Source organism: Acinetobacter sp. C13 (assembly GCF_016809775.1).
Lineage (GTDB): Bacteria > Pseudomonadota > Gammaproteobacteria > Pseudomonadales > Moraxellaceae > Acinetobacter > Acinetobacter pittii.
Genome location: NZ_JAFBJL010000003.1, coordinates 406,254 through 428,229, shown reverse-complemented (window position 1 = coordinate 428,229; position 21,976 = coordinate 406,254). Strand labels below are relative to the sequence as shown.

Below are 21,976 nucleotides of genomic sequence, written 5' to 3'. Positions count from 1 at the left end.
CTTTATTAAATTTATTTTCAAATTGGCCCCTATTGCTAAACACAAATGTAGGGGCTTTTTTTATACTCGTTATAACTTCATCGAGTTAAAAATCAGGACTAAATGATGAAATTGTTATCTTTTTTGAAGAACAAGGCTTTAGGTTCTTCTATTGACTATAAAATTCTTCCACGTAAAGTAAAATTTGACTGGAAAGATACCCCTGTTGACTGGATTCCAAATCAGCCTTTCGCAAGTTATTTTATTAATGAAATTAATAACATCTTACCTGCTGGAGAATTCTGGTTTTGCCGTTTGTACAATAAAGTTTTACCGCAAATTAAAGATGAAAAACTTAAACAGGATGTGCAAGCATTTATCCGCCAAGAAGCTATGCATGCCAATGCGCATACTTCTGCCAATAAAGAATATTTAAGCGCACGTAATATTGATATCCAGCGAAATCTGGACATTATGAATTATCTATTTACTACTGCCTTAGCAGATAAACCTTTCGACAAAGAAGTTCCTCAATTTCTACAAGAGCAATGGGATCTTTTCCGTTTAGGCGTTATTGCAACTGTTGAACATATGACCTGTGTGTTGGGTAAATATGCACTCTATAACAAGCGCTGGGAAGAATTAGGTGCCGACCCTGAAATGGTTGACTTGGTAAAATGGCATGGTTCAGAGGAAATTGAACACCGTACAGTTGCTTTTGATTTATACCGCCATTTGGGTGGTGGTTATATTCCACGCTACTATTTAAGCCTCGCAGTAATTGTACTAGTGCTTGGATTATGGGTAGATGGCGCTGCACATATTATGAAACAAGATCCACGTTTTGCAGATGCGGCTAAATCTAGATTTTTCCCAGTATGGGTTGCAGTAGAATGGTATAAAATTAGCCGAAAAGATAATCAGGTTTTACCAAATCCAATCTGGCTTATTGCCCAACAAATTGATTACCTCATGCCTTGGTATGATCCAGTAAAAGAAGGTAGCACTGAAGATGCGGTAAATTATTTATCACAATCTCCAGCAGCAAAAAGAGCTGAATTACAAGCGGCTTAAAAATAAAAAAGCAGGATTTAAAATCCTGCTTTTTTATTTAGGAGATTAGACACTGATATCTTTATCTTTTGTATAACGGTCAACAACCACGCTAATCATCATATCACCCTGCACATTTACCACTGTTCTTACTGTATCCAATAGGCGGTCAATCGGAAGTAAAATTGCAATTGCTTCAGCCGGTAAACCTACAGACTGTAAAACCATAATCATGGTAACCATACCAGCACTCGGAATTCCAGGTGCTCCTAGTGATGCAATCATTGCTGTTAAGCACACAATAATTTGTTGTGTCAGATTTAAGTCTAGCCCCACCAAATTTGCGACAAACAATGCAGCGGCTGCTTCATATAAAGCCGTACCATCCATATTAAGCTGTGTGCCTAAAGGAATCACAAAACCAGCTGTTTGCGGACGAACACCTAAGTTTTCCTGTGCGCATTTCATACTAAGTGGCATCGTGGCAGAACTAGAGCTGGTTGCGAATGCTGTAATTAGCGCTGTACGTGTTCCTTTGAAAAAAGTCCAAGGACTCATGCGGCCAAAAATCCAAAGTAGTAACGGTAAAACAACAGCACCATGAAAAATGGTAGTCCCTGTCACTACAACAGCAAACTCAGCCAAACGACTGAGTACCGAAATATCTTCCGTTGCCATTAACTTTGCTAATAAAGCAAAAATACCCAAAGGTGCTAGCTTCATTACCCAGCCGACTAGCATCATCATCATTTCAAAAAATTGATGACTCAATACGCGAATACTTTTAAAACGCTCACCGCCATGGACTAAAGCAACACCAACGAATAGTGCAAACACCACAACAGCTAAAACGTTACCATCGCTAAATGCTTTAAATGGGTTAATTAATGTATTTTGAATAAAATTAGTGAAAAAACTTGCAGGATTTAAACTATCTGGTGCCTGATAGTTTTGCATAGACGTTTGGAAAATAGAGATATCTATACCACGCCCTACTTCAAATAGATGAGCACAACTTATACCTAAAATTAAAGCCAATGTTGTTGTGGTCAAACAACATAAAAAGGTAATTTTCCAGACTGGACCTAACTGCCCTCCCGCCTGCAAATTAGAGACACCCACAACAATCGAGTTAAAAATTAAAGGCACCAACAACATTTTAAGCAGTCCAATAAAGACACTACTTAATATGCCTAACCCATATAAACTATGTTTTACAAACGCAGTATCGGGATACAACGTTAATATAAAACCAAAGGCTAAGCCTAAAATGGCCGCAATAAGAATTTGTGTGTTTAAGTTCATATCAGCATTATTTTTTTTCAGTTGGCAATCCTTTTGCAAATATGACATGAGCGCGCTATTCATACGAGCAATTTTTTGTCACATCGTTTCAATTAAAAATAAAAAAGCCATCTGATGAGATGGCTTTATAAATAAGTTTATTGCGTTTCAATTTCCCGCAAACGAATTAAACCCTCTTGTACGGTACTGCATACCAACTGACCATTTTGCCACATACGTCCAAAGTTTAAACCGCGAGAAGCTGCGCTGACTGTTGCTTCCATATCGTAAAGCATCCATTCGTCAGCACGCAGCGGGCGATGAAAATAAATGGCATGATCAATACTTGCACACTGCAAACTTGGAGAAATATAGCTTAAACCATGCGGTCTTAAGGCGGTTGTCATTAAGGTAAAGTCTGAATAAAACGCAACAATCGCTTGATGTAGAGCAATATCATCTAATTGTTTTGGAATACGGTCATGTGTGCGAATATAGTGCGCATTATACGGCGCTTCAGGTTGAGGCTGAAACGGATTTACTGGATCAATTGGGCGGATTTCAACATGGCGCTCACGCATGAAACTAGCACGAACATTTTCAGGTACGAAGTTTAAAATACCTTCTTTGAGCTCATTTTCAGATTTAAGAGTCTCTGGTGCTGGATATTCTGGTTCTTGATGTTGATAGTTCAAGCCTTCTTCGGGGTTAGCAAAAGAAACCATCGCCGAAAATATAACTCGTCCATGCTGAATTGCACGAACCTGACGACTTACGAAACTTTTCCCATCACGTAAACGGTCTACTTCATAAATAATTGGGGCATTAATATCGCCGCCATATAAAAAATATGCATGCAAAGAATGCGCTGGGCGATCGGTTGTATAAGATGCCGCACGTAAGGCCTGCCCCAAAACCTGCCCACCAAAGACACGTTTACCGACAAGATTACGACTTATGCCACGGTAAATATTTTCTTCTAGCTTCTCTAAAGTAAGAAGATCGACAAGTTCTTGGGTTAACGCATTCATGAGAGATACCTTCATATTTCAGGTAAAAAATCGTATTAAAGTACAGATGTGTAGAATCTATTGTGCCATAAAAAACTATTTGAACATGGAACAATCAGTCAACTTCTGATGAAGATTGCTCATATAACAGCTAAAAATACGATTTTTAACGATAAAATATGCCAAAAGCATTATAATTTATAAGAAAGTAGCATATTGTTTTTTTTAATAAATGCCGCAAAATAATTACCCTCTGCATTTGGTGCTGGGATTTGTCTTTAAGAAGTAGGAGTTCTTATGTCCAAGAGTGGGTTTGGTCAAATGTATCGTCGGCTTTCGAGTAAACTACTTGACCTCGTGGTAACACCACATGTTCTTGGGGAAGTTCCTACTGAACCAGTATCAGAAACAACAGAAACAGAAGCAAAAACTGACCGCCCAAAAGTGGTTTGTTACGTCTTACAAAACCACTCTCGAAGCAATGCTCTGGTGGTTGATGGAGAAACGCGTCGTTTAAATTTAAAACCTGCGTTAGACCCACTCATTGTAGGTACACATCAGGAAAAAGCATCAGTTTTATTTTTACAGCACAATGATGAAAATAATTTACTGAATCCGCCTCCTCATGCTTTTCCACCACGCTTATTAAAACTGATTGAAGTTTTACAAGAAAATCCTGAACTTGATATAGAGCTTGTTCCGGTTACAGTTTTATGGGGCCGTTCGCCAGATAAAGAAGATTCTTGGTTTAAATTATTATTTTCAGACACATGGGCAACACCAAGCACAGTTAAGCAACTAGTTAATATTGGTTTGCATGGCCGTCAGTCTTATTTAGAGTTTCATGAACCACAATCGCTACGTGAATTGGTTGAATATGCACAGCAGCATTATCCAAATCTTTCACCAGCAACTTATATTGTAAGTACGTTAAATGATTATTTAGACCGTCAGCGTGAAGTCGTGTTAGGCCCCGATTTGTCGGATCGCCGCAATGTCATGCAATCGGTTGTTAAATCTCGTGATGTGCAAGAAGCAATCCGCCGTGAAAGTATTCGCGGAAAAGTGAGCATGCTTGAAGCTGAACGCCGTGCGATTGGCTATGTGAATGAAATCGTATCGGATTATTCACACTCAGCAGTACGCTTTGCCGATCTTGCCTTAACACGCCTATGGACCCAGCTTTATGACGGCGTAGAAGTGCATAACTTTAGTACCGTTCGTGAACTGGCTAAAGACTATGAAGTTGTCTATACACCGTGCCATCGCAGTCACATTGATTATTTATTATTGTCATATGTCATTTATAAACGTGGCTTAATGGTTCCGTATATTGCTGCGGGTGACAACTTAAACTTACCTTTTGTTGGACAGCTTCTACGTGGTGGCGGTGCATTCTTCATTCGCCGCTCTTTCCGTGGAAATGGACTCTACACTACTGTATTTAAAGAATATCTATATAGTATTTTGTCACGCAACACGCCACTTGAATATTTTATTGAAGGTGGACGCTCACGTACTGGACGCTTATTACCACCTAAAACCGGTATGCTTGCCATGACAGTTCACAGCCATTTACGTGGCCGTGCTAAACCGATCGTTTTCTTACCAACTTATATTGGTTATGAACGACTCATGGAAGGCTCAACTTACGTAGGCGAAATGCAAGGTAAGCCAAAAGAAGCCGAATCTATTTTTGGTATTGTGAAAACCTTACGAAAAATTGAACGTATTTTTGGTAAAGTCCACGTGAACTTTGGTGAACCTGTTTTCCTTGATGATCTGCTTAAGCAACATAATGCAGAAAATGTTTACATCGAGAAAAATGACGACCCAATTCCTCAAGCTGTTTCAGATGCAGTAAATAGCTCTGCACATGCAATTTTAGAAAATATTAACCGAGCTGTGGTGATTAACCCTGTTTCTTTACTTTCTATTATTTTGCTTGCGACTCCAAAGCATACGCTTGATGAAGAAATTTGTATTAAGCAACTTGAAGCTTACCGCAACTTGGCATCAAACTTCCCATATGACCAACGTATGGAAGTAACGCCACTTTCTGGTAAAGAAATTATTGCGTATGGTTTAAAGCTTAAACTCATTAAACGCGTTCAGCATGCGCTTGGCGATATTATTGCGATTGAAGATAACCAAGCTGTTCTTCTGACTTACTTCCGTAATAACATCTTGCACGCCTTTGTTTTACCTTCTCTAGTAGCATCGCTTGTTGAGCATAATGGAAAAATCAGTCGTTCAGATTTAACTAATGTCATCTATACGCTCTATCCATTCTTGAAAGCTGAGTTATTCCTTAAATGGAAGAGCAGCGAGCTTAAAGCACAAGTTGAGCAATATGCAGATGCTCTAGTTCAATCTAACCTTATTCAACAAGACGATGAAGGTAACTTGATTAGCTCTGCGCCAAATACAGAAGAGCATAATCAGCTTGTTGTTTTAGCAACGCCAGTTAAGCAAAGTCTTGAGCGTTACTACATGACACTTGCGCTCATTACTCAACGTGGTTCAGGTAATATCTCTGCTAAACAAGTTGAAGAATTAAGTCATTTATTAGGACAACGTTTATCAGTTCTCTATGAATTTAATTCGCCAGAGTTCTTCGATAAAGCTTTATTCCAAAGCTTCTTAAAAGTACTTACACAACAAAATTACATTCGTACCAATGACCAAGGCCAAATTGAGTTTGATGATAACTTCCGTCAAATGGCTGCTGGCGCACAGTTGGTGCTTGATGAAGTAACCTTGCAAATGTTGCAGCACATCACCACCTTTACTGACGAAGAATTGAAAGATGCTCTTGAAGCAATGGCATCTCAACAAGCTAAACGCCGTTTAAAACGTAAAAAAGCTTAACGTCTTTAGTCAAAATAAAAGGCAACTTCGGTTGCCTTTTATTTTATTAGCGAATTGGACATTCAAAATAACGTGGATCGTCCATACAACGTAAGCGCTTCATAAGCTGAACAAAATAAGCATCGTAATAACCTGAAAGAACATACTGATTACGTATTTTGGCAACCATTACGTCATAACTTTGCTTCTCATAAAAAGAGACATCTACCCAATAATAAGCAGGTAAATGATTTTCCCATTGTGTCGCACGATTCGTCAGCAATTGGCTATTTTGAACGAACCATCCTCGAATTTTCCGGCCAAAATTAGCGGGATAAGCTTGCGGCTTAATAATTAAATTAACACCGAAATATGCCAAAGGAAAATTAATGACTTGAGTATCTGGTCCAAATTCTTTTTGTAAGTTATACGGCAATAATCCATACACTGGGGCAGCAATAATATCGATTTTATTTTGCTTAAACTGCGCAATCGCGTTAGATAAATCGACATAAACTGGCTGAGCACCTACACTTCGCACCAGTGCTTGTTGTGGTGGATTGTTGGGTAGCACCCCAATACGCTGATTTCTTAATTGAGCGACTCTAGAGAGGTTCTTATTTTTTAGAACCATGTAAGCAGTTCCAATTGGAATCATTCCTATAGCTTCATAATTCTTAGAAACTAACCTTTTCTCGATTGTAGGATGATTTAAAAGCTGCAAAAAGCTTTTGGCCGTACGGTTATTAGGAATAAGCCCTATACCCGCGGTACTTCCCATAAATTGGTTATAACGATAAGTATTGAAATTGGATGCAGCTAAACCTGAACATTTTCCATCATCAAAAGCTTGTATGGCCTGCTGTTCTTTTTGATAGGTAACCACTTTAAATTTGACTTGGTATTGCTGGGCATAAAGTCGAATGTCATTTAAACGGCGAGTAATATCCCCTTGGGACCCGATAGGATCATAGGCACACCACACCTGATCCTCAGCCCAACTCGCAACAGCTGTTACGCTCAAGATAAGAGCTAAACAAATTTTTTTCACTTTCAACCTTTTTATCTTTATCGGCAATTTGACTGCCTCATCAGGTATTTATGTTCTTATTTAAAGTTTAATCAAAATTTCATTTAGTGCTATGAACATTTAAACATAATAAATAGTCATTAAAGCAAATTGGATGTTCCAACTGAAAACCTGTTGTAGATAAATGTTTTGCATAAATTCTTTTACCTGAAATTTGGTTTGATTCTAAAGTTAATTCTGGCAATCCCAATTGTTTTTGAAACCACACAATAATTTCATGCAAAGGCAATGGTTGATTATTAGTCACAATATAGCTTGCTTGATGACTTTCGTAATCAGCCATAAAAGCTAAAAATCTTGCTAAATCATCAATATGTATTCGATTGCTATAATGTATATTTGGATAACTTTGATTATTTTCAGCCATTTTCTTTAAGCGGGCAATGGAAGTTCCATAAATACCTGTAGGACGAACAATTACAGATTGAGTTGGATAATATTTTTGCCAGAGTAACTCCATATTACGCAATATATGGCCTTGTGCATCATTTGGATGAATTTCACTAAAATCATCAATGATCTCCCCTGCATTTTCACCATACACCCGCGTAGAAGAGACAACAATTATTTTTTTTACTGGATGTATTTTTAATGCTTCTCGAATCGGTTCAATACTATCTACATAAGTATGTTGATAGCCCTCAACCGTACTCTCATTTGAAGAAAGTAAAATATATACGACATCCACAGGTTCAATTTTACTTAAATCAAGTTTAAAGATATCTTGAACAAGATGTGTTGCGTAACTATCCGTTTTTACACTACGGCTGATTGTGGTAATTTGATGTTCTTTCTCAAATAGTTGTTTAGCAACACGCTGAGATGTTTTACCATAACCGATAAATAATATATGCATAGAAAACTCGTTGAGGGGACATGACTTCAGTCCATCAGTTACAAGGCGTTGGATCGGCTTCAGCAGCCCTGCTCGAAAAACTAAATATTTTTACCACAGATGATTTACTGTTTCATCTGCCACGTGATTATGAAGATCGAAGTACGATTATTCCAATGAATCAACTGGTGGTTGGGCGGAGCTATTTACTCGAAGGAGAAGTCAAATCAATTGATTTCCCTCCGGGAAAACGAAAATCTATGGCAGCCTTGGTGCAAGATGAATTCGGTAAAGTCACCTTACGCTTTTATCATATTTATAAAAACCTGACTGATAAAATAAAACCCGGTCATCGCTTACGTATTTTTGGTGAAGTCCGCGTAGGTGCTCGTGGCCTTGAGATGTATCATCCTGAAATTCAGCTCATTCATGAACATACGCCTCTACCAAAAACTCAGCTTACAGCAATTTACCCAAGTACGGATGGGTTAACTCAACCCAAATTACGCGAATACGTTAAACAAGCTTTAAAACATCATAGCGACGCCTTACCAGAACTACTCCCAAAGCAATATACCAATGGCTATGCGCTTAAAGAGGCTTTATATTATATTCATGAGCCTCCCGTTGATGCCAATATGCTCCAATTGGCTCAAGGCTCGCATCCTGCTCAGCAACGGCTTATTTTTGAAGAGTTGGTTGCGCACCAAATTAGTTTACTTAATCGCCGTGCTTATATTCGACAAATTGCGTCACCTGCTTTTTCAAGCAGTAAAGTATTAGCTAAAAAACTATTAGAAGCTTTACCATTTCAAATGACCAATGCACAAAAACGTGTATCTAAAGAAATTTTAAATGACTTAAAACAACACCAACCTATGCTACGTCTAGTACAAGGCGACGTAGGTGCTGGAAAGACCTTAGTTGCCGCTGTAGCAGCTTGCCATGCTTTAGAAGCAGATTGGCAGGTTGCATTAATGGCTCCTACTGAAATTCTTGCAGAACAGCATTATTTAAACTTTAAACGTTGGTTTGAACCATTAGGTGTAACCGTGGCATGGTTATCTGGCAAACAAAAAGGTAAAGCCCGTGCCCAAGCAGAACAACAGATTAAAGAAGGCCACGCGGAACTTATTGTCGGTACCCATGCCTTATTTCAAGACAATGTTGGCTTCGCTAAATTAGGGCTAGTGATTATTGATGAACAACATCGTTTTGGGGTAGATCAACGCTTAGCTTTACGCAATAAAGGTGCTGAGCAGTTCACCCCCCATCAACTCGTGATGACGGCAACCCCCATTCCAAGAACTCTAGCAATGAGTGCTTATGGTGATTTGGACACATCCATAATTGATGAGTTACCTCCAGGCCGTACCCCAATTCAAACAGTTACGATTCCTCTTGATCGTCGAGAAGAAGTACTTCAACGTATTGCTTCAAATTGCAGAGATGGGAAACAGGCGTATTGGGTATGCACATTGGTTGAGCAGTCTGAGACTTTAGATGCTCAAGCAGCAGAAGCAACTTACCAAGAGATGAAAGAACGTTTCCCTGAACTCAATATTGGTTTGGTGCATGGCAAAATGAAAGCCGATGAAAAGCAAGCCGTCATGCAAGCATTTAAAAATAATGAATTACAACTTCTTATCGCAACGACAGTGATTGAAGTTGGAGTAGACGTTCCTAACTCTTCCATTATGGTCATTGAAAATGCCGAGCGTTTAGGGCTTTCTCAGCTACACCAATTACGAGGTCGCGTAGGTCGAGGTGCTCAAGCTAGTTTTTGCGTACTTTTATATAAAACGCCTCTCTCTCAAAATGGACAAGAGAGACTTTCTATTTTAAGAGAAAGTAATGATGGCTTTGTGATTGCGGAAAAAGATCTGGAATTACGCGGACCAGGTGAATTACTAGGGACTAAACAAACTGGGGATATGGGATTTAGAGTTGCTCGTTTAGAGCGAGATGATCACCTACTGAGTCAAGCTCACTATGTGGCACAGCAAGTTTTAAAAGATTATCCAGAACAGGCAGATGCTCTATTAAAACGTTGGCTTCCTGAGGCGCCTCGCTACGCGTATGTTTAATTTTTTAAACTTCCAGCATCTTATTCAGTTATTTTCACCTTGCTCATTGTGCGAGTTAGGCATGCGAGAAAAATACTCGCTCTGTAAAGACTGTTGGGAACAGCTACCTTGGCTTAAACAAACGATTCAACGTAATAATCAATCTGTCCTTGTAGCCTGTAATTATGCTTATCCAGTTAACCGGATTATTCAGCAGTTTAAATATGAACAAAAGTTACATTATCAAATCTTATTAGGTGAAATTTTAAAACAATTAAAATTTCCCAAGGTACAAGCTATTGTACCTATGCCTATTTCCAATCAACGTTTAATTGAACGTGGTTTCAATCAGTCATTATTACTTGCCAATATCTTAAGCAGACACTTAAAAATACCTGTTTGGCAACCAATCCAACGCTTAAATGAGCACTCTCAAAAAGGGCTTACTCGGCTAGAACGCTTTGAAAATATAGAACAACAATTTTTACCTCATCATCAAGAGAAACGACGTTATCGCCGCGTTCTCATTATTGATGACGTGATAACCACAGGAAGCTCCGTTCATGCGCTCAGTCAGGCACTTAAACAATTAGGCTGCACATCCATTCATACGGCGTGCCTAGCAGCGACGCCGAAGAGTTAAGCTATTGCACTGTAGATAAATACTCTTCACACCAAGGAATGACAATTTCTCGGGTCAATGGTGCAAGTTGAGTTTCCGAATCATTTAAATCTATCCACTTCATTTCTGCAATTTCGGCTGCAATTTTAGGTGCTTGGTCGAGCTGAACTAGATATAAATGACTCACCAGAATATGATCTGGCTCATTGGCAGCTGCTGTTTCGAAATGACCAATAAATTGCTCAATCACACAAGAGCTTCCGACTTCTTCTAAAATTTCTCGCTGCATGGTGATCTCTGGCGCCTCGTTAGGTTCCAGCTTGCCACCCACTTGCATGAAAGTGTGTGTATTACGCTTTCTTACAAGCAACAACTGATTTTGCTCATTTAAGATCACTGCGGCAGCGACCGTAATTGTTTTCACCTATTTAACCTCGTTTATGGTTGAACATCTGCATTTGTCCATTTTGGAGCAGGAGCCTGATATTGCTCGAATTGTTGAAGAATATCTTCAATTTTGTCTGATGCGATCAATTTATCAACGAACCGTGCTTGGCTGAATCCATTATCCACCGTTCCTTGAATCATTTTAAGTAAATCTTCATAAAAGCCCGCTACATTTAAGAAAGCACATGGCTTTTGATGAATCCCTAATTGCGCCCACGTCCATTGTTCAAAGATTTCTTCCAATGTACCAGCGCCACCCGGCAAAGCAATAAAGCCATCTGAAAGATCCGCCATCTTGGTTTTACGCTCATGCATATTTTCAACCACATATAATCTGGTTAGGCCCGGATGAGCTAACTCACGATCAACTAAAGCACGAGGGATCACACCAATGACTTGTCCACCTGCTTGTAAGGCGCTATCGGCAACTACACCCATTAGGCCTGAGCGACCACCACCATAAACCAAGGTCTTCCCTTGTTTTGCAATAGCCTCGCCTGTAGCTTGGGCAATTTTTTGGAAAATTGGGTTTGAACCAAGAGATGAACCACAGAAAATACAAATTGATTTCATAGTGTAAAAAACCGTTTTATTGAACTGTCATGCTGACAAACTAAACTATCGATAGAGTTTTTTTTTGCAAAATAGCGTATTGGCAAGTGTTTTTCGGCAAATCCTTGTCTAAAATACACCCATCCATTTCCATCAGACTGCGTGAGGAAAAAAGACACATGCTTGAAGCCTTTTATGCCACAGAACGCGGAAGTCTGGAAGATGCCACCATCAATGGTGGATTTGATCTACATCCCGAATTAGTCTGGCTTGATCTTATTGCACCCTCGCAAGAAGAGCAACAATGGGTATTAGATGCCTATGACCAAAATTTACCAACACTAAAGTCGCTTGAAGACATTTCATCTTCTGCACGATTTTACCGTGATGATGACGGTATTTTGCACATCAGTACTTATTTTTTAACGAAAAATAAAAATTATCAGGTGGATGGCGACGCTGAAGAGTCATCACATATGCTGGCCATGGTGCAAACCGTAGCTTTTATTTTACATAAAGACCGCCTCTTTACGATGCGCGGAGAAAAACTAGTTGCGTTTCGTGCCTTTCGTGCCCGTGCTCGCCGAAATGACTATGACATGGACTATAAAGATCCAACGTGGATTTTATTAGGTCTTCTTGAAGCAAAACTTGATGAGCTTGCGGATATCTTAGAAGATATCCACAAAGATTTAGAAAAATACTCCACCGAGGTTCTTAATAACCACCAACGTGAAAAAATTCTAGATCTCGATGACATGATTACACGCCTAGCTCAACAAGAAGACATGCTAGGAAAAGCACAGCTTTGTCTCATTGACTTACGACGTGTACTTACTTTCTTATCGCGTCCACGTGCTTTAGGCAGTCATATTTATGATGCAGACATTCGAGAACTCAGTGAAGATGTGCGTTCACTGGTAGAACATGATGCGTTCTTATTCCAAAAAGTACGATTCTTACTTGATACGACGTCTGGATTCATTAACACAGAACAGAATGACACGATTCGTCGATTCTCGATCTTACCAAGTATGTTAGCTCCTCCGATGCTTATTGCCAGTATTTATGGTATGAACACAGACGTATTACCTTTTGCACATGGTACGACCAGTTTCTTCGTTGTTTTGCTGATTATTATGGGTTTCTTTATTGGGCCGATCATTTATTTCCGCTGGAAAAAATGGATCTAAGCTTTGTAATAAAATGCTAATTTCGAGTATAAAAAAGCACCTAAATATAGGTGCTTTTTTACATCAAAAACATCAGATCATTTGCAGATCGTCCTGCAAATGACAGGCTTGAATGATCTTCAGCATTTTTTCAGGGACATTTTTAAAATGCAAACCAGTATTTTTTGGAGTCACTCGTAACCATTGAACTAAAACAGCCAATGCCAAGGTACTGCCATGCTCAAGCTCAGTTAAATCCACCACAAGTGGGAAGCTTTGCTGCTTCTTTATGATGGCCAAACCTGCTTGATACTGTTGTTCCGCATTTTCAAAATCAATTTTTCCCGAAACAACCAATTGTTGGTTGAGATACTGAACCACACGTCACCTACTTATTTCTTTTTGTTTTGATTAACAGCAGCGTCTGCATCAGGTTGGAAGGTAGCAATTGCTTTATTTAAATCACCGCCATTGCGTTTCACTGTTGCAGCAAACTGATTACGGAACTGTAATCCTAGATCAATACCAGAGACATTGATATTACGGATTTTCCATTGAGTACCTTTGTCAGCCAACTGGAAAGAAACAGGAATTTTTTCACCATTGTGATTAAAGTCCAATGTCACTACAGGGTTTTTACCCGCAGTTGCCTTGTAAGGACGCATGGTATAGCTTTGATTTGTATATTTAGCAAATGCGCTACCGTAATTTTCAATTAATGTATTACGGAAGTTTGTTTCAAACTGAGCACGCTGTGCAGCTGTACTATACTGATTCGTCGCATAAGTACCCATCACAATACGAGTGAACGCTTGTGAATCAACATATGGGTCTAAGTTCTGACGTACAATTGATTTTACTAAAGCAGGATTGTTCTGCAACTTAGCATGATCTGCTTTTAAACGAGCGATCAAGCCATCAGCAACGCGCTTAATAAAATCAGGCGGTGCTTCTGAAGGTGCAGCAAAAGCTGTACCTGCAATCATAGTAGACAAAAGACTTGCTGTCAGGGTTTGTTTAAACAACGTATTCACCTGGAACCACTCCTTCAAATAAACTCTTACTCAACAAATGACGGCTGTGCACTGCTGTCGGTACTTGCAGGAGCTTTTTCTTCTGCTGAGGATGAACCAGCGGCAACTTTACCTGCGCCACCACCAGTAATAAATTTACTAATTAAATCTTCTAAATCCATGGTTCCTTGGGTATTTGAAATTGTATCGCCACGTTTAAGATAGTTTAAACCACCACCTGGAACGACTTTCAAATATTTCTCACCCAACAAACCATTGGTTGCAACCATTATATAAGCATCTTCATCAATACTGGTGATGGAGGACATGTTACTGATCAGTTGCTGTTCCATTGCTTTTTGTTGCTCTGGAGAAGCCTGCGTATAGTCAGAACTATAACGTAGTTCATCTAAAGCATTTTTTTGAACTTCTTTTAGCTGCTCAGCATTAAAGCTTGTCAATTTTCCATCTAAACCAAAGGTTACCGTAGCCAAACGCGTAACTGGATCAAGGGTAATTGAATCAACACGACCAATTGTGACACCGCTCATCGTTACTTTAGCACGAGGCTTTAAACCATTGACGTTATCAAACTGAGCCTTCATGGTATAACTATCATTTAAATTAGTACCAACAAGGCCACTAACTTTCATGGCTAAAAAGAACAAGGCAATACCGAAGATAATAACAAAGATACCTACGGCCAGCTCACTACTACGTGATTTCATTAAATCCCTCCGAACATGACCGCAGTCAACACGAAATCAAAACCTAAAACACATAATGAAGAATATACAACTGTTCTCGTCATTGCAGTTGCGATTCCTTCTGGAGTTGGATCACATGCATATCCTTGATATACCGCAATCCATGTACATAACAAAGCAAACACAATACTTTTGATAATGCCATTTACGACATCATGCCCAAATTGCACGTTGTTTTGCATACCGCTCCAGAATGAGCCTTCATCGACGCCAAGAAAATCGACACCTACCATTTTACCGCCCACAATACCAATCGCAGCAAAAATGACAGTTAGCATCGGTAAACTGACCACTCCCGCCCAAAGACGTGGTGATACGATTTGTTTTAATGGGTCAACCCCGATCATTTCCATGCTGGCAAGTTGTTCACTTTGCTTCATTGAACCAATTTCTGCTGTTAATGCAGAACCTGCTCGACCAGCAAATAATAAAGCAGCAACCACAGGTGCCAATTCACGCAGCAATGTTAAAGACACCATGGTGCCTAGCATTGATTCACTGCCGACGTTCACTAAAATTGAATATCCTTGTAAACCCAGTACCAAACCAATAAATAGGCCCGATACAGTAATAATTAACAAAGACATCACTCCTACCCGATGCATTTGGTAAATAAATCGTCCAAACCCACCAGATGAAGGAAAAGAAAAAACAATTTGTAAGAGCATTAGTGCCGCAACACCAATCCCTCGAATCCGCTCAATAACGAGTCTACCTAACCAGGCAATCGTATTCATGGACGAACCTCGTTATCTAAATAGGCTTGATGACTAAATTGGTATTCAACTGGTCCTTCTGCCGAACCTGTTAAGAATTGGCGCACAAATGGAGAAGCATATGCCTGTAACTCTTCTGGCGTTCCTTCCCCTTGAATTTTTCCTTCTGCTACAACATAAATGTAGTCAGCAATAGAAAGGGTTTCGGGAACATCATGCGAAACAATAATTGTGGTTAAATCTAAAGCTTCTCGCAATGAACGAATTAAACGTGTCAACACGCCTTTTACAATAGGATCTTGCCCCGCAAAAGGTTCATCGTACATGATTAAATCAGGGTCAAGCGCTATCGCACGTGCCAAAGCAACACGACGGTTCATACCACCTGAGAGTTCTGTAGGCATTAATTGTTCAGAACCACGCAAACCAACTGATTCCAGTTTTAATGCAACCAGTTCAGCAATTAGATTTTCAGGGAGTTTGGTATGTGCTCGAATTGGAAATGCCACATTTTCATAGACCGACATATCCGTAAATAAAGCACCGCTCTGAAATAACATTCCCATACGTGCACGGGCTGAAAAAAGCTCCTGACGGGACATTTTTGCAATATCTTTACCGTCGAGCAAAACTTCGCCCTGATCAGGAACTAACTGTCCACCGATCAGACGTAATAATGTTGTTTTACCTGTACCAGAAGGTCCCATAATGGCCGTAATCTGGCCACGACGTATATTTAAACTAATATTGTCATAAATGACGCGTTCCCCTCGATTAAAACTCAAATTTTTCACTTCAATAAGTGGTTGAGTCGAGAGAGGAGTTTTATTATTCATAATGGCAATCGTTCCTGCACTTTTATGCACGCATACTATAACACTGAAAATTGGCAAACTTGTTGTTATTTTGACAAAAGCAAAGCTAAGTTAGTTGGTAGAAATAGACGAGGTATGTTCGTAAAAAGAGGTTAATTCAGAAATTTGAAACTGCTCAATAGAACTTCCAGTTATAAAAGCATAGGCAAAATAAACCCCATTACACAAAACAAGTGCAATAAAAAGATAAGGCAAGCCGTGCTGAACTAATAAGTTCTTCAACTGTGCCATTATTGTTTCTTTTCGTTTACTTTTACTCATTATTTAATAAAAAATTGAACCAATTCACATTTTGTTATTTTATAACAAAACTGGAAAATAAAAAAGGCCAGTATTTCTACTGGCCTTTCTTTAAACAAACTTTTGATTAACGGTCGAATTTACGACGCGGTTTATCATCAAAACTACGACGTGGACGATCTTCACCACCGAAGCTACGTTTTGGACGATCTTCGCCACCAAACGCTGGACGCTCACCACGTGGTTTATCATCAAAGCTACGACGCGGTTTATCGTTAAAACCACCTTCGCGACGTGGACGATCTGAGTTGAACTCACGACGTGGACGATCTTCGCCACCAAATGATGGACGCTCGCCACGAGGTTTATCATCAAAACTACGACGTGGACGATCTTCACCACCGAAACTACGTTTTGGACGATCACCAAAACCATTTTCACGACGTGGTTTGTAATCTACGCGGTTACCACGGTTGTCATCATTTGAGTCAAAACGCGGTTTATCGTTGAACCCACCTTCACGACGCGGACGATCTGAGTTGAACTCACGACGTGGACGATCTTCAAAACCACCTTCACGACGTGGACGATCTGAATTGAACTCGCGACGTGGACGATCTTCACCACCGAATGGACGTTCACCACGTGGTTTGTCATCAAAGCTACGACGTGGACGGTCATCACGACCACCTTCACGGCGTTTGAAGTTGCTTTCGCCTTCAAAACGACGACCACCGCCAAAACCGCCACCACGACGACCATCACGACCACCGTTGCCGCCACGACCACGACCACCGCCATCACGACCTGAACGAGCAGGAGGTGGAGATGGCTCTAAGCCTTCAATTTCAGAAACACTTAAACGTGCATCTAAATAGTCTTCAAGCGCACGGATTTTACCGCGTTCACGATAAGTCGCTAAAGTAATTGCTTGACCTGTACGACCAGCACGACCTGTACGACCAATACGGTGTACATAATCTTCGTGTTTCATTGGTAAACCGAAGTTAATTACGTGAGAAATTGTCGGTACGTCAAGACCACGTGCAGCAACGTCTGTCGCTACCAAGATTTTTGCACGACCTTCACGAATACTACGTAAACGACGGTTACGAACTGTTTGTGGCATTGCACCGTGAAGTGCAACTACAGAGTGACCTGCTTCTGCAAGTTCTTCAGCCAACATATCTGTATCTTCTTGAGTGCTCGCGAATACAACCGCTTGATCAAGAGTTTCATCAGCCAACCAGTGAGTCAGAAGTTTCTTCTTGTGTTCGAAACCATCTGTCCAGTGTAAAGTTTGGGTGATGTCAGTGTTTGTACTGTGACCTGTTTCAATTGCAATACGCTCAGGTTCATTCATCATGCGCTCAGCAAGACGAATAATACGGTCAGCGAAAGTTGCAGAGAACATTAATGTTTGACGACGGTTACCAGCTAAATCGCTGATCGCTTCTAAATCTTCAGAGAAGCCGAGGTCTAACATACGGTCAGCTTCGTCAACGATTAAAGCTTCAACTTTATCTAACTTTAATTGACGACGGTTTACTAAATCTAATAAACGACCAGGAGTCGCAACAATAACTTGCGCGCCTTTAAGTTGTTGGATTTGCTTACCAAAAGGCATACCACCCATGATTGCAGCAATACGAACACCTTTCATGTGACGTACGAAAGCAATCGCATCTTGGCTAACTTGTTGAGCCAATTCACGTGTTGGGCATAAAACTAAAATGTTAGGTTGGGTCACAGCTTTCATGCGTTCTTTGAACGGAACAAAAGTTTCTTGACCAGCTAAATTATGTAATGTCGGTAATAAAAATGCCGCAGTTTTACCAGAACCAGTCTGGCTAGATACTAGAAGGTCTTTTCCTTCTAAAGCTGCAGGAATAGATTGTTCTTGCACAGGAGTCGGGGTAGTAAAACCTAAACCTTCAAGCGCTTGTTGTAAGGTTTCATGCAAAGAAAATTCGGCAAAAGTTTTGCTCATAGAGAGTTTCACCCTAGTGGGTGCTCCATTTTTAATAAATACAAAATAGACATCGGCACAAAGCGGCAAAGCAAAGTTAGCTGAAACGTTTTTTTCAGCAGCAATCCGAGTAACGACGATGTGGACTAAACGCACGCTTGATTACGGCCGAACCTGAAGAATCGCTGAGCGATCGGGGCGCAAGAAATGGTCCTCTCTATGGACAGCGTGCGCTTACAATGAATAGAACAGAATGTTCAGGTAATGAACGGAAATTTAAGTGCGTGGGCGGATTATAGCAGAAAGAAATTAAAAGTCATGTGTTTTAATCAACTTTCTTCATATTTATTGAACTCAGTAAAATTTACCCGTGGCTTAAAAAAATAAAACCCTCTGATAATAGAGGGTTTTATTTATAAATAATTAAATTATTTTGCGGCTTGACCCCAAGCTGGAACTACAGTTTGCATTAAAGGTTTTAGCATTTTGAGTGAACTTGCAAGCACTTGACCGTTTTCAAGAGACTCATTACCACCACGTGCGTCAACCACTACACCGCCCGCTTCTTTAATAATAAGCTCACCAGCAGCGATATCCCATGGTTTTAAACCCAGCTCAAAGAAACCATCAAAACGACCAGCAGCAACATATGCTAAATCTAGGGCAGCTGAACCACCACGACGAATTTGTGCGCCTGCTTGAGTCACAGCTAATAATGAAGCAAAGTGTTGTTCTGCATAAGATACAATCTCACCAGCACGTTTAGCACGGTAAGGATGGCCTACTGCCAAGAATGTATTTTCTAAAGTATCTTTTACATTTACACGGATACGGCGTTGGTTCATAACTGCACCGCGACCGCGACTTGCAGAGAATAATTCGTCACGCACTGGGTCGTAGATTACACCGTGCTGAGTAACGCCTTTATGCTGAACTGCAATAGAAATACAGAAATGAGGAAATCCATTAATAAAGTTTTGCGTGCCATCAAGCGGGTCGATTACCCAGCACCAGTCTGCATCGTGGCCTTTCCCTTCTTGCAAACCGAACTCTTCACCTAAGAAGCTATGGTTTTTATAACTTTTACGTAATGTATCAATCGTCAATTGTTCCAAATAACGATCTACACGTGTTACTGGGCCATCAATGCCTTTCTCTTCAACTTGCAAATCGAGTTTATGACGATTTTGATGCGCTTTTAAAAGCTCTTGACCAACTGTTTGAGCCGCACGCGCAGCCATAACCACCATAGGTTCCATTGAACACCCACTACAATACAAATTTGAAGATTTTGACAAAGAATAATGCATAAAAGCGCATACATTTTAGCAAATGAATGCGCTTTATGGGAAAAAATGTTTCAAAAATTTTATTAAAGGCTTAAACCACCTGATTTAGCTTAAGCCAAGCTCGTTCAATTGAGCTCAAAATACCTTTAGCATCTAGCCCACAATCTTGTAGCATTTGACCATGTGACGCTTGCTGCAAGAACAAATCTGGCAGACCTAAATTAATGATAGGTTTAACAATTTGTTCTTGTGCCATGAACTCATTTACTGCACTGCCTGCACCACCCATAATTGCGTGTTCTTCAACAGTTACAAATAATTGTGTATGTTCAGCTAAATCACGAATAATTTTTTCATCAAGTGGTTTCACAAAACGCATATTTACAACACGCACACCAACGTCATGTTTTTGTGAAAATTGCTCAGCAGCTTCTATGGCAACCATAACGCGACTACCAAACGCTAAAATCGTAATCTGCTCATCACAAGCAGGTTTAATTTCAGCAACGACTTCTGCCTTACCTAATTCAATAGCAGTTAGCTCTTGCTGAATTTCAACGCCTACCCCAGCACCACGAGGGTAACGTACTGCTGCTGGCCCATTATAAGCATAGGCTGTATGTAGCATTTGACGGCATTCATTTTCATCTTTTGGTGCCATGATGACCATGTTCGGAACTGTACGCATATATGCATAGTCATATGCACCAGCATGAGTTGGACCATCTTCACCCACCAAACCAGCACGATCAATCCCGAAAGTTACATCAAGATTTTGTAATGCAACATCATGAATAAGCTGGTCGTAACCACGCTGTAAGAATGTTGAATAGATCGCAACAACAGGTTTTAAACCTTCACACGCCATGCCTGCTGCAAGTGTTACTGCATGCTGTTCAGCAATTGCAACATCGAAGAAGCGCTTTGGAAATTCTTTAGCAAACTTAACCATGCCCGAGCCTTCGCACATAGCTGGAGTAATCGCTAATAAACGTTCATCTTGTGCAGCTTCGTCACACAACCATTGACCAAATACATCAGAATATTTTGGTGGCGTTTTACCTGAAGAAGCCGCATTAATTTTGCCAATTGCATGATAGGTAATAGGGTCTGCTTCTGCTGGAGTAAAGCCTTTACCTTTTTTAGTATAAACGTGGACTAAGCGTGGACCTTTACGTTTTTTCAAAGCATTAAATACTTGAACAAGTTGATTTACATCATGTCCATCGAAAGGACCGAAGTAATCAAAACCAATCGCTTTAAATAAATTATCGGCCGCATCTGTTGCCGATTGATGTAAACGAGAGTTGTACGTCCATTTCGGATGTGGCTGTACATACGCCTCGCCATGTTCATCGACATTAACTAAATGGCCTTTTTCCCAAATTGCAGCTAAATGCTTAGCAAAACCACCTGTACTGCAAGAAATCGACATGTCATTGTCATTAAGTACAACAATTAAATCGGCATCGTGTGCCACAGCATCGTTCATGGCTTCAAATGCCATACCTGCTGTCATTGCGCCATCACCCACAATACAAACGACTTCACATGGGTCATTTTGATAGCGACGTGCTAAAGACATTCCCAAACCTGCCGAAATTGCAGTTGATGAATGCCCTACACCAAAAGTATCAAAAACTGATTCTTCTCTAGCTGGAAATGCTGCTAAACCGTTTTTAGCACGAATTGTTGTCATTTGCTCACGGCGACCAGTCAAGACTTTGTGTGGATACGCCTGATGTCCTACATCCCAAACTAATCGGTCATTTGGAGTATTAAAGCAATAATGCAGCGCAACCGTCAGCTCAACCACGCCGAGGTTAGCACCGAAATGGCCACCACTCTGGCCTGCTGCATATAAAATATATTGACGCAACTCATCAGCCACTTGAAACAATTGGCTATGCTCGAGCTGACGTAATTGTTGAGGATGATCAATTGCATCTAACAATGGCGTAACAGGGCGTTGAGTTGGAATTTCGGTATACAACATATGTGGCAAAGCCTTTATAAGCCTGGCAAATCCTAAGCTGGGTCAAAATGGGTCGATCATACAATCGAATGAAGTCACCTTCAATCAGCCACATTTGCGAACGAGGTCATGCAAAGCAGTCTCTCATACAGTATGGGTATGGTTGGCAGAT

At 40.2% G+C, this 21,976-nt stretch carries 20 protein-coding genes; 5 read left to right on the top strand and 15 right to left on the bottom strand.

All coding sequences use genetic code 11. The features are described from left to right. The first annotated feature begins 102 nt into the window (after positions 1–102). Positions 103–1,053, top strand: coding sequence for a metal-dependent hydrolase (locus JGE69_RS11850; protein ID WP_130119849.1), 951 nt, complete (start codon positions 103–105; stop codon positions 1,051–1,053). A 45-nt stretch (positions 1,054–1,098) separates the two neighbouring features. Here JGE69_RS11850 and JGE69_RS11845 read toward each other — a convergent pair whose 3' ends face one another. Both JGE69_RS11845 and JGE69_RS11840 read right to left on the bottom strand, forming a co-directional pair. Then, complete coding sequence (locus JGE69_RS11845) at positions 1,099–2,385, bottom strand: dicarboxylate/amino acid:cation symporter (protein ID WP_199113568.1); 1,287 nt, start codon at positions 2,383–2,385, stop codon at positions 1,099–1,101. 89 nt (positions 2,386–2,474) lie between these two features. Then, positions 2,475–3,347 (bottom strand): acyl-CoA thioesterase, encoded by an 873-nt coding sequence (locus tag JGE69_RS11840; RefSeq protein ID WP_002116924.1) that lies wholly within the window; start codon positions 3,345–3,347, stop codon positions 2,475–2,477. Positions 3,348–3,623: 276 nt separating this feature from the next. On the opposite strand from JGE69_RS11840, the gene plsB reads away from it, so the two are divergent. Next, positions 3,624–6,197, top strand: coding sequence for a glycerol-3-phosphate 1-O-acyltransferase PlsB (gene plsB, locus JGE69_RS11835; RefSeq protein WP_199113566.1), 2,574 nt, complete (start codon positions 3,624–3,626; stop codon positions 6,195–6,197). 46 nt (positions 6,198–6,243) lie between these two features. Here plsB and JGE69_RS11830 read toward each other — a convergent pair whose 3' ends face one another. Together JGE69_RS11830 and JGE69_RS11825 are read right to left on the bottom strand one after the other, a co-directional pair. Next, positions 6,244–7,227, bottom strand: a complete 984-nt coding sequence (locus JGE69_RS11830; protein WP_025468463.1) for a putative solute-binding protein — start codon at positions 7,225–7,227, stop codon at positions 6,244–6,246. A gap of 79 nt (positions 7,228–7,306) precedes the next feature. Beyond that, a complete protein-coding gene (locus JGE69_RS11825) occupies positions 7,307–8,122 on the bottom strand; it encodes an NAD(P)H-binding protein (RefSeq protein ID WP_199113556.1) in 816 nt (271 codons plus the stop codon). Between the two features lie 20 nt (positions 8,123–8,142). On the opposite strand from JGE69_RS11825, the gene recG reads away from it, so the two are divergent. Both recG and JGE69_RS11815 read left to right on the top strand, forming a co-directional pair. After that, positions 8,143–10,188, top strand: coding sequence for an ATP-dependent DNA helicase RecG (recG, locus tag JGE69_RS11820; protein ID WP_046811835.1), 2,046 nt, complete (start codon positions 8,143–8,145; stop codon positions 10,186–10,188). Beyond that, on the top strand, positions 10,181–10,810 hold the full coding sequence (locus JGE69_RS11815) for a ComF family protein (protein WP_199113554.1): 630 nt from the start codon (positions 10,181–10,183) through the stop codon (positions 10,808–10,810). Before recG ends, JGE69_RS11815 begins: the two co-directional genes overlap by 8 nt. A 1-nt stretch (position 10,811) precedes the next feature. Here JGE69_RS11815 and JGE69_RS11810 read toward each other — a convergent pair whose 3' ends face one another. Both JGE69_RS11810 and JGE69_RS11805 read right to left on the bottom strand, forming a co-directional pair. Further along, positions 10,812–11,213 carry an NUDIX hydrolase gene (locus tag JGE69_RS11810; protein ID WP_033848810.1) on the bottom strand — a complete coding sequence of 134 codons (402 nt, stop codon included), beginning with the start codon at positions 11,211–11,213 and terminating at the stop codon, positions 10,812–10,814. A 14-nt stretch (positions 11,214–11,227) separates the two neighbouring features. Beyond that, the gene (locus tag JGE69_RS11805; RefSeq protein ID WP_005067248.1) at positions 11,228–11,809 is read right to left on the bottom strand and encodes a TIGR00730 family Rossman fold protein; all 582 of its coding nucleotides are present in this window, start codon (positions 11,807–11,809) and stop codon (positions 11,228–11,230) included. Positions 11,810–11,967: 158 nt separating this feature from the next. On the opposite strand from JGE69_RS11805, the gene JGE69_RS11800 reads away from it, so the two are divergent. Beyond that, the gene (locus JGE69_RS11800; RefSeq protein ID WP_002116978.1) at positions 11,968–12,981 is read left to right on the top strand and encodes a magnesium and cobalt transport protein CorA; all 1,014 of its coding nucleotides are present in this window, start codon (positions 11,968–11,970) and stop codon (positions 12,979–12,981) included. Between the two features lie 72 nt (positions 12,982–13,053). On the opposite strand, the gene JGE69_RS11795 is transcribed toward JGE69_RS11800, so the two are convergent. From JGE69_RS11795 to dxs, 9 genes are all read right to left on the bottom strand, one after another. Next, on the bottom strand, positions 13,054–13,341 hold the full coding sequence (locus tag JGE69_RS11795) for a lipid asymmetry maintenance protein MlaB (RefSeq protein WP_069121990.1): 288 nt from the start codon (positions 13,339–13,341) through the stop codon (positions 13,054–13,056). 11 nt (positions 13,342–13,352) lie between these two features. Then, entirely contained in the window at positions 13,353–13,994 is a 642-nt protein-coding gene (locus JGE69_RS11790; RefSeq protein ID WP_002116826.1) for a phospholipid-binding protein MlaC, read from the bottom strand. Positions 13,995–14,020: 26 nt separating this feature from the next. Beyond that, positions 14,021–14,701 carry an outer membrane lipid asymmetry maintenance protein MlaD gene (locus JGE69_RS11785; protein ID WP_005067241.1) on the bottom strand — a complete coding sequence of 227 codons (681 nt, stop codon included), beginning with the start codon at positions 14,699–14,701 and terminating at the stop codon, positions 14,021–14,023. After that, positions 14,701–15,477 (bottom strand): lipid asymmetry maintenance ABC transporter permease subunit MlaE, encoded by a 777-nt coding sequence (gene mlaE / locus JGE69_RS11780; RefSeq protein ID WP_002117010.1) that lies wholly within the window; start codon positions 15,475–15,477, stop codon positions 14,701–14,703. Before mlaE ends, JGE69_RS11785 begins: the two co-directional genes overlap by 1 nt. After that, complete coding sequence (locus tag JGE69_RS11775) at positions 15,474–16,292, bottom strand: ABC transporter ATP-binding protein (RefSeq protein ID WP_002116999.1); 819 nt, start codon at positions 16,290–16,292, stop codon at positions 15,474–15,476. The genes mlaE and JGE69_RS11775 overlap by 4 nt, the downstream gene beginning before the upstream one ends. Before the next feature lie 90 nt (positions 16,293–16,382). Then, entirely contained in the window at positions 16,383–16,592 is a 210-nt protein-coding gene (locus JGE69_RS11770; protein WP_005067237.1) for a hypothetical protein, read from the bottom strand. A gap of 106 nt (positions 16,593–16,698) precedes the next feature. Beyond that, positions 16,699–18,561 (bottom strand): DEAD/DEAH box helicase, encoded by a 1,863-nt coding sequence (locus tag JGE69_RS11765; protein ID WP_016143582.1) that lies wholly within the window; start codon positions 18,559–18,561, stop codon positions 16,699–16,701. Between the two features lie 407 nt (positions 18,562–18,968). Then, the gene (locus JGE69_RS11760; RefSeq protein WP_002117045.1) at positions 18,969–19,799 is read right to left on the bottom strand and encodes an inositol monophosphatase family protein; all 831 of its coding nucleotides are present in this window, start codon (positions 19,797–19,799) and stop codon (positions 18,969–18,971) included. 121 nt (positions 19,800–19,920) lie between these two features. Further along, entirely contained in the window at positions 19,921–21,825 is a 1,905-nt protein-coding gene (gene dxs / locus JGE69_RS11755; RefSeq protein ID WP_199113552.1) for a 1-deoxy-D-xylulose-5-phosphate synthase, read from the bottom strand. Positions 21,826–21,976: the final 151 nt, after the last annotated feature.

Excerpts from the sequence above, each read along its gene's own strand:
- JGE69_RS11845 (WP_199113568.1), bottom strand. The coding sequence starts at position 2,385 with ATGTCATATTTGCAAAAGGATTGCCAACTGAAAAAAAATAATGCTGAT.
- plsB (WP_199113566.1), top strand. The coding sequence starts at position 3,624 with ATGTCCAAGAGTGGGTTTGGTCAAATGTATCGTCGGCTTTCGAGTAAA.
- JGE69_RS11785 (WP_005067241.1), bottom strand. The coding sequence starts at position 14,701 with ATGAAATCACGTAGTAGTGAGCTGGCCGTAGGTATCTTTGTTATTATC.
- JGE69_RS11775 (WP_002116999.1), bottom strand. The coding sequence starts at position 16,292 with ATGAATAATAAAACTCCTCTCTCGACTCAACCACTTATTGAAGTGAAA.
- JGE69_RS11805 (WP_005067248.1), bottom strand. The coding sequence starts at position 11,809 with ATGAAATCAATTTGTATTTTCTGTGGTTCATCTCTTGGTTCAAACCCA.
- JGE69_RS11760 (WP_002117045.1), bottom strand. The coding sequence starts at position 19,799 with ATGGAACCTATGGTGGTTATGGCTGCGCGTGCGGCTCAAACAGTTGGT.
- JGE69_RS11800 (WP_002116978.1), top strand. The coding sequence starts at position 11,968 with ATGCTTGAAGCCTTTTATGCCACAGAACGCGGAAGTCTGGAAGATGCC.
- JGE69_RS11770 (WP_005067237.1), bottom strand. The coding sequence starts at position 16,592 with ATGAGTAAAAGTAAACGAAAAGAAACAATAATGGCACAGTTGAAGAAC.
- JGE69_RS11850 (WP_130119849.1), top strand. The coding sequence starts at position 103 with ATGATGAAATTGTTATCTTTTTTGAAGAACAAGGCTTTAGGTTCTTCT.
- JGE69_RS11825 (WP_199113556.1), bottom strand. The coding sequence starts at position 8,122 with ATGCATATATTATTTATCGGTTATGGTAAAACATCTCAGCGTGTTGCT.
- JGE69_RS11765 (WP_016143582.1), bottom strand. The coding sequence starts at position 18,561 with ATGAGCAAAACTTTTGCCGAATTTTCTTTGCATGAAACCTTACAACAA.
- JGE69_RS11840 (WP_002116924.1), bottom strand. The coding sequence starts at position 3,347 with ATGAATGCGTTAACCCAAGAACTTGTCGATCTTCTTACTTTAGAGAAG.
- JGE69_RS11815 (WP_199113554.1), top strand. The coding sequence starts at position 10,181 with ATGTTTAATTTTTTAAACTTCCAGCATCTTATTCAGTTATTTTCACCT.
- mlaE (WP_002117010.1), bottom strand. The coding sequence starts at position 15,477 with ATGAATACGATTGCCTGGTTAGGTAGACTCGTTATTGAGCGGATTCGA.
- dxs (WP_199113552.1), bottom strand. The coding sequence starts at position 21,825 with ATGTTGTATACCGAAATTCCAACTCAACGCCCTGTTACGCCATTGTTA.
- recG (WP_046811835.1), top strand. The coding sequence starts at position 8,143 with ATGACTTCAGTCCATCAGTTACAAGGCGTTGGATCGGCTTCAGCAGCC.